The sequence below is a fragment of the Streptomyces sp. NPDC057616 genome, assembly GCF_042800575.1.
Classification (GTDB): Bacteria; Actinomycetota; Actinomycetes; order Streptomycetales; family Streptomycetaceae; genus Streptomyces.
In genome coordinates this window covers 1-6,723 of the sequence record NZ_JBHVGU010000047.1, presented here as the reverse complement: position 1 = coordinate 6,723, position 6,723 = coordinate 1, and the positions used below count along the sequence as shown (strand labels likewise).

Annotated in this window: 8 protein-coding genes; 4 read left to right on the top strand and 4 right to left on the bottom strand. The window is 69.0% G+C overall.

From position 1 onward, the window contains the following. Positions 1–131 precede the first annotated feature (131 nt). Positions 132–926 (bottom strand): hypothetical protein, encoded by a 795-nt coding sequence (locus ACFU97_RS39445; RefSeq protein WP_384266325.1) that lies wholly within the window; start codon positions 924–926, stop codon positions 132–134. A gap of 137 nt (positions 927–1,063) precedes the next feature. Here ACFU97_RS39445 and ACFU97_RS39440 point away from each other — a divergent pair, with 137 nt between their 5' ends. The 3 genes from ACFU97_RS39440 (at position 1,064) to ACFU97_RS39430 (ending at position 3,479) form a co-directional block, all read left to right on the top strand. Next, positions 1,064–1,861, top strand: coding sequence for an ABC transporter ATP-binding protein (locus ACFU97_RS39440; protein ID WP_384266322.1), 798 nt, complete (start codon positions 1,064–1,066; stop codon positions 1,859–1,861). Between the two features lie 106 nt (positions 1,862–1,967). Next, positions 1,968–2,399: an NfeD family protein gene (locus tag ACFU97_RS39435; RefSeq protein WP_384266319.1), complete on the top strand. Its 432-nt coding sequence runs from the start codon at positions 1,968–1,970 to the stop codon at positions 2,397–2,399. A gap of 132 nt (positions 2,400–2,531) precedes the next feature. Further along, entirely contained in the window at positions 2,532–3,479 is a 948-nt protein-coding gene (locus ACFU97_RS39430; RefSeq protein WP_384266316.1) for an SPFH domain-containing protein, read from the top strand. Positions 3,480–3,609: 130 nt separating this feature from the next. Here the strand turns inward: ACFU97_RS39430 and ACFU97_RS39425 are convergent, their stop codons facing one another. From ACFU97_RS39425 to ACFU97_RS39415, 3 genes are all read right to left on the bottom strand, one after another. After that, positions 3,610–4,116: an HNH endonuclease gene (locus ACFU97_RS39425; protein WP_384266313.1), complete on the bottom strand. Its 507-nt coding sequence runs from the start codon at positions 4,114–4,116 to the stop codon at positions 3,610–3,612. Between the two features lie 144 nt (positions 4,117–4,260). Further along, positions 4,261–4,800 carry a YbhB/YbcL family Raf kinase inhibitor-like protein gene (locus ACFU97_RS39420; protein WP_384266310.1) on the bottom strand — a complete coding sequence of 180 codons (540 nt, stop codon included), beginning with the start codon at positions 4,798–4,800 and terminating at the stop codon, positions 4,261–4,263. Between the two features lie 42 nt (positions 4,801–4,842). Beyond that, positions 4,843–5,625 (bottom strand): sporulation protein, encoded by a 783-nt coding sequence (locus ACFU97_RS39415; protein WP_384266307.1) that lies wholly within the window; start codon positions 5,623–5,625, stop codon positions 4,843–4,845. A 137-nt stretch (positions 5,626–5,762) separates the two neighbouring features. Between ACFU97_RS39415 and ACFU97_RS39410 the strand changes: the two genes are divergently transcribed. Next, complete coding sequence (locus ACFU97_RS39410) at positions 5,763–6,404, top strand: DNA-3-methyladenine glycosylase (RefSeq protein ID WP_384266304.1); 642 nt, start codon at positions 5,763–5,765, stop codon at positions 6,402–6,404. Positions 6,405–6,723: the final 319 nt, after the last annotated feature.

The window sequence follows — 6,723 nt, the reverse complement described above, 5'->3', positions numbered from 1 at the left end:
TCCCTCCCCCGCCCCCCCTCCTTCCGTCTTTCGTCCCCACCCCCCCGAGGCCGTACAGGCCGAAACGGAGGTCTGGGGGCGGAGCCCCCAGGCACGGCACCACGAACCGCCTGCGCCGAAGAAACCGACGCTCACCGCACCCCCCGCTCCCGCTCCTCCACAACGGAGTTGTACGCCGCGACCTGAGCCCGCCGTCCCACCCGCTCCACCGGCCGCAGGGCCTCCGCCCGGGCCGCCATCTCGGCGGAGCTCACCGCGCCTCCGTGTCCGTTCTCCCCGGCGAGCGAGACCAGCAGCCCGATCCGCTGCGCCAGCTCCAGCACCCGCACCGCCCGCGGCGGATACCCCGGAGCCAGCACGTCCTGCCCCCGCCCCCGCTCGGCCCGCGCCCGGTAGGCGTCGATCGCGGCCTCCGCCACCGGCCCCGACGCGGCGACGTCCAGCCGCGACAGCACCTCCGTGGCCCTCTGCAGCGCCTCCGCCAGCTCCCGCTCGGCCTCGCCCAGCGAGGGCACGTCGGCCGGCGGCGCGTCCCGCACCGGCAGGCAGTGCCAGACGACCTCGACATGGACATCACCGTCGGGCCCGGCCTCGTAGACCTCGGGCACCAGCCCGAGGGCGGCGCCGTAGCAGACGACCGCCTCCTCGGACTCCATCGCCCGCGCGTTGAACTCCGGCGGGCCGCTCAGCCCCAGCGGATGTCCCGGCGCCGGCAGCGCGAGCCGCAGGCCGGTCACCCCGAGCGAGCGCAGCCGCCCGAGCGCGAGCGTGAGCCCGACCGGCCCCGACTCGCCGGGCAGCCCCTCCATCCGGTGCACGGCGTCGTCGCCGACGATGGCGACCACGGCGTCGTCGGGTGAGACAAGTCCGGCCAAAAGGGCGTTTCCCCATGCCGCAAGGCGTCCTGAACGCGGTTCCGAGAGCATGTCTCCACCCTAAGGACCGGACCGATGGAATGGTCGGCCCGGCCGGTGGCGTAGATTTCGTCGAGGGCAGCGCCCACAACGCGCACGCACAGCCGAGACGCCGAGACGGTCACACTGCAAGGGGAGACAACGCGCTCATGAGCGATGTTCTGGAGCTTCAGGACGTATCCGTGGTCCGGGAGGGCCGGGCTCTGGTGGACCAGGTCTCCTGGTCGGTCAAGGAGGGCGAGCGCTGGGTCATCCTCGGACCCAACGGCGCCGGCAAGACCACCCTCCTCAACGTCGCGTCCAGCTACCTCTACCCCAGCAACGGCACCGCGACCATCCTCGGCGAGACCCTCGGCAGGCCCGGCACCGACGTCTTCGAGCTGCGCCCGCGCATCGGCATGGCCGGCATCGCCATGGCCGACAAGCTCCCCAAGCGCCAGACCGTCCTGCAGACCGTGCTGACCGCCGCGTACGGCATGACGGCCGGCTGGCAGGAGGAGTACGAGGACGTCGACGAGCAGCGCGCCCGCGCCTTCCTCGACCGCCTCGGCATGACCGAGTACGTGGACCGCAGGTTCGGCACCCTGTCCGAGGGCGAGCGCAAGCGCACCCTCATCGCCCGCGCCCTGATGACGGACCCCGAGCTGCTCCTGCTCGACGAGCCCGCCGCCGGCCTCGACCTCGGCGGCCGCGAGGACCTGGTCCGCCGCCTCGGCCGCCTCGCCCGCGACCCGATCGCCCCCTCGATGATCATGGTCACCCACCACGTCGAGGAGATCGCCCCCGGCTTCACCCACGTCCTGATGATCCGTCAGGGCAGGGTGCTCGCCGCCGGCCCGCTGGAGCTCGAACTCACCTCCCGCAACCTCTCCCTCTGCTTCGGCCTCCCGCTCGTCGTCGAACAGGTGGGCGACCGCTGGACCGCGCAGGGCCTGCCGCTGTCCTGACGGCTGTCCCGACTGTGTGAAGTACCCGCGAAAACAAGGGCAAGAAGCCCCTTCCCGCCGCATCGCGCCCTGTCGGAGGCGGGACCCGCGGTCCTACCATGACGACGTGAACGACATCGACGCATGGGTGTGGTGGCTCGTCGGCGCGGCTGCGCTCGGAATCCCCCTCGTGGTCACGGCGATGCCGGAGTTCGGCATGCTCGCGGTGGGCGCCGTCGCCGCCGCGGTCACGGCCGGCCTCGGCTTCGGCGCCGTGGCCCAGGTGATCGCCTTCGGCGTCGTCTCGGTCGCCCTCATCGCCGTCGTGCGGCCCATCGCGGCCAGGCACAGCGCGCAACGCCCCCAACTCGCCACAGGGGTCGAGGCGTTGAAGGGGAAGCAGGCCGTCGTCCTGGAGCGCGTCGACGGCTCCGGAGGCCGGATCAAGCTGGCCGGCGAGATCTGGTCCGCACGTTCGCTCGACGCCGACAGCGCCTACGAGGTGGGCCAGGAAGTCGACGTCGTGGAGATCGAAGGAGCCACCGCGATCGTCATCTGACCTCGCAGGACTCAACTGAACGGAACAGCCCCCGAGTTGTGCGACGGTCTGACAGACTCGACCAGCAAGATCTTCAACAGCCCATAAGATCTTCCGAAAGCGCCGAGGCGGAGAAGGGTACGGGGAACGACGATGGAACCGGTCATCATCGTCCTGATCATTCTGGTGGTGTTGGTCTTCATCGCCCTGATCAGGACGATCCAAGTCATCCCGCAGGCCAGCGCCGCCATCGTCGAGCGCTTCGGCCGCTACACGCGGACTCTCAACGCGGGCCTCAACATCGTCGTCCCGTTCATCGACACGATCCGCAACCGCATCGACCTGCGTGAGCAGGTCGTGCCGTTCCCGCCGCAGCCGGTGATCACCCAGGACAACCTGGTCGTCAACATCGACACGGTCATCTACTACCAGGTGACCGACGCCCGCGCCGCCACGTACGAGGTCGCCAGCTACATCCAGGCGATCGAGCAGCTCACCGTCACCACGCTCCGCAACATCATCGGTGGCATGGACCTCGAGCGGACCCTGACCTCCCGCGAGGAGATCAACGCGGCCCTGCGCGGCGTCCTCGACGAGGCCACCGGCAAGTGGGGCATCCGCGTCAACCGCGTCGAGCTCAAGGCGATCGAACCGCCCACCTCCATCCAGGACTCGATGGAGAAGCAGATGCGCGCCGACCGTGACAAGCGCGCCGCGATCCTCACCGCCGAAGGTACGCGCCAGGCCGCCATCCTCACCGCCGAGGGTGAGAAGCAGTCCCAGATCCTGCGCGCCGAAGGTGAGGCGAAGGCCGCGGCCCTGCGCGCCGAGGGCGAGGCCCAGGCGATCCGCACCGTCTTCGAGTCGATCCACGCCGGCGACCCCGACCAGAAGCTGCTCAGCTACCAGTACCTCCAGATGCTGCCGAAGATCGCCGAGGGTGACGCCAACAAGCTCTGGATCGTGCCCAGCGAGATCGGCGACGCGCTCAAGGGTCTGTCCGGCGCCATGGGCAACTTCGGCCTCGGCGGCATGCCGGGCGGCGGCGCCCCCGCCCCCGAGAAGGCGGCGGAACGCCGCGAGAAGCCGTCCATAGACTGAGGCACAACAGGCACAACGACAGTGGGGCCCGCCTTCACCAGGAAGGCGGGCCCCGAGTTCTGTCAGGGGCTCGGGGAGCTGCGCGACCAGCCACAGCACATCCGCACCCGTAGTACGACGTGCAGCTATGTCAGGCGGCGTCCCGTGCAAGCCAGGCCGGCAGCGCCCGAAACTCCTCCGCCCCCAGCGTCAGCAGCATCGCATCCTGCGGAGTCGGCTCGAACGGCTCCCGCAGCAGCGGCATCCCCGCCTGCTCCGGAGTCCGGTCGGCCTTGCGGTGATTGTCCTCCGCGCACGAGGCGACCGTGTTGAGCCACGAGTCCCGGCCACCCTGCGACCGCGGCACCACGTGGTCCACGGTCGTCGCCCGCCGGCCGCAGTACGCGCACCGGTGGCGGTCCCTGACCAGCACACCCCGCCTCGACCACGGCGCTTGTCTTCGGAACGGCACCTTCACGTACCTGCACAGCCGGATCACCCGGGGGGCGGGTATGTCGACCGCGGCTCCGCGCATGCGCAGCTCGGGGTGGGCCTGCTCGACGACGGCCTTGTCCTGCAGTACCAGAACGACGGCTCGGTTCAACGTCACCGTCGACAGCGGCTCGAAGCTCGCGTTCAGCACCAGCGTGTCCCGCATCCAGCCCACCTCCCATGCGCACCGGCCCACCCACTGGCGGGCTTGGATCAACTCTGGCCGGGCACGCCGAGATGGACAACGCAATAAAAAGTGCCCGCCCTCGATCACTTCCAAGACCGGGGGCGGGCAAACGTTCAATGAACGTCAGGCTTCCGCGGGCGCCTCGTACTCACCGATCAGCTGGGCACGCGCGATCGCGTGGAACCGCAGATTGAAGCCGACGAAGGCCGGACTGGCGTCCGCGTCCGGGCCGAGCTTCTCCTGGTCCACGGCGTACACCGTGAACACGTACCGGTGCGGCCCGTCCCCGGGGGGCGGGGCGGCGCCGCCGAAGTCCTTGGACCCGTAGTCGTTACGAGCCTGCACCGCACCCTCGGGCAGCCCCTCGAACTTGCCGGTGCCCGCGCCGACCGGAAGCTCGGTCACGGAAGCCGGGATGTCGAACAGCACCCAGTGCCAGAACCCGCTGCCCGTCGGGGCGTCGGGGTCGTAGCAGGTCACGGCGAAACTCTTGGTCTCCGCCGGGAACCCCTCCCACCGCAGCTGCGGCGAGGTGTTGCCGGCCGCGTAGACCTGAGCGTCCTTGAGCGTGGCGCCCTCCTGGACGTCCTCACTCGTCACCGTGAACGCCGGCACGGGCGGATGGAAGTCGTGGGGGAGCGGCCGCCGCTTGACCTCGGTCACCTCGGTACCTCCTGATCGATTACGGAATCAGCAGTTCCGAGCCTAGAACCAGTTCCGCTTGCTGCCGACCTCGGACAGCCACTGGTTGAGGTACGCCGCCCAGTCGGTCCCCTGGAAGTCGTGCTGGCCCACCTGGAAGGACCGGTAGGTGTCGCTGCCCTCGCTGAACAGGCCGGGCTTCTTGTCCATCTCCAGGATGACGTCCATGGCGTGCTCGTCGGCCACGAAGCTCAACTCGACCTGGTTGAGGCCCCGGTACTGCGACGGCGGGTGGAACTCGATCTCCTGGTAGAACGGCAGCTTCTGGCGCGTCCCCCGGATGTGGCCGCGCTCCATGTCCGCGTTCTTGAAGCGGAAGCCGAGCTGGATGAACGCGTCCAGGATCGCCTTCTGCGCCGGCAGCGGGTGCACGTTGATCGGGTCCAGGTCACCGGAGTCGATGGCACGGGCGATCGCCAGCTCGGTGGTCACACCGATGTTCATCCCGCGCAGCGCCTGGCCGTCGATCATCGTGACCGGCGTCTCCCACGGGATCTCGATCCCGAACGGCACGGCGTGCACGGCGCCCGCCTGGAGCTCGAAGGCGCCACCGAGCCGCACCTTCGTGAACTCGATGTTCTGCTTGTACTCCTCGTCGCCGCTCTCGACCTCGACCTTCGCCTGCAGCCCCACGGACAGGCCTTCGATCTCCTGGTTCACGGACCCGCCCTGGATCCGCACCTCGCCCTGGACGACGCCACCCGGAACGACGTTGACCTCGGTCAGCACCGTCTCGACCGAAGCCCCGCCGGCCCCCAGACTCGCGAGCAGCTTCTTGAACGCCATGACTCTCCCTTTACGTATGGATCCTTGATCCCTACAAACGCGATCCGGGTCCGCCCGGTTCCGCGCCCTCACCCTGGCAAGCAGACGAAGCCTTGACCAGCCCTTGGCTCCACCTGTCTGGACTAGGCTCGGGCCGCATGATCACGCCCCCGGACCGTACGCCACTCCCCAGGGAGTTCTTCGACCGCCCTGTCCTGGAAGTCGCCCCGGACCTCCTGGGCCGCATCCTCGTGCGTACGACCCCCGACGGTCCGGTCGCCCTGCGCCTCACGGAGGTCGAGGCCTACGACGGCCAGAACGACCCCGGCTCCCACGCCTATCGCGGCCCCACCGCCCGCAACGGAGTGATGTTCGGTCCGCCCGGTCACGTGTACGTCTACTTCACCTACGGCATGTGGTTCTGCATGAACCTCGTGTGCGGCCCCGAGGACCGCGCGAGCGCGGTCCTGCTCCGCGCAGGTGAGGTGCTCGAAGGTGTCGAGCAGGCGCGTAAACGTCGACTCTCGGCCCGAAACGACAAGGAACTGGCCAAAGGCCCTGCGCGCCTGGCCACCGCCCTGAACGTGGATCGTGCCCTGAACGGTACGGACGCATGCGCACAGGGGGAGACTCCTTTGCGCATCCTGACGGGCACTCCGATCGCGTCCGACCAGGTACTCAACGGTCCACGCACCGGGGTGTCCGGCGACGGAGCCGTGCACCCGTGGCGCTTCTGGGTCGCCAACGACCCGACGGTGAGCCCTTATCGGGCCCACGTCCCCAGGCGCCGCCGAAGTTGACGCACCCTTGGAAGGTGCGTAACGTAGCCCGAGCCGCTTGAACCGGGTACGGCGATCGCCAGCAGCCGGAAGTGGCCAAACCACTACCTACGGTCACCCTCAGCGAGGGCGAATTCGGCATGTCTGCATGCCTGAATTCAAACGCGCGGAACTCGATTATGAGTTGCAGAGGGAATCGGCTAACGTAGTGAATGTCGAAAGGCCCCGCCGACAGGGAATCAGGCCCGAAAGGATCTGATAGAGTCGGAAACACCGAAGGGAAGCGCCCGGAGGAAAGCCCGAGAGGGTGAGTACGAAGGAAGCGTCCGTTCCTTGAGAA

Bases quoted from the DNA above. Each gene is read 5' to 3' on its own strand.
- ACFU97_RS39445 (WP_384266325.1), bottom strand. From the start codon at position 926: ATGCTCTCGGAACCGCGTTCAGGACGCCTTGCGGCATGGGGAAACGCC.
- ACFU97_RS39440 (WP_384266322.1), top strand. From the start codon at position 1,064: ATGAGCGATGTTCTGGAGCTTCAGGACGTATCCGTGGTCCGGGAGGGC.
- ACFU97_RS39430 (WP_384266316.1), top strand. From the start codon at position 2,532: ATGGAACCGGTCATCATCGTCCTGATCATTCTGGTGGTGTTGGTCTTC.
- ACFU97_RS39425 (WP_384266313.1), bottom strand. From the start codon at position 4,116: ATGCGGGACACGCTGGTGCTGAACGCGAGCTTCGAGCCGCTGTCGACG.
- ACFU97_RS39415 (WP_384266307.1), bottom strand. From the start codon at position 5,625: ATGGCGTTCAAGAAGCTGCTCGCGAGTCTGGGGGCCGGCGGGGCTTCG.
- ACFU97_RS39410 (WP_384266304.1), top strand. From the start codon at position 5,763: ATGATCACGCCCCCGGACCGTACGCCACTCCCCAGGGAGTTCTTCGAC.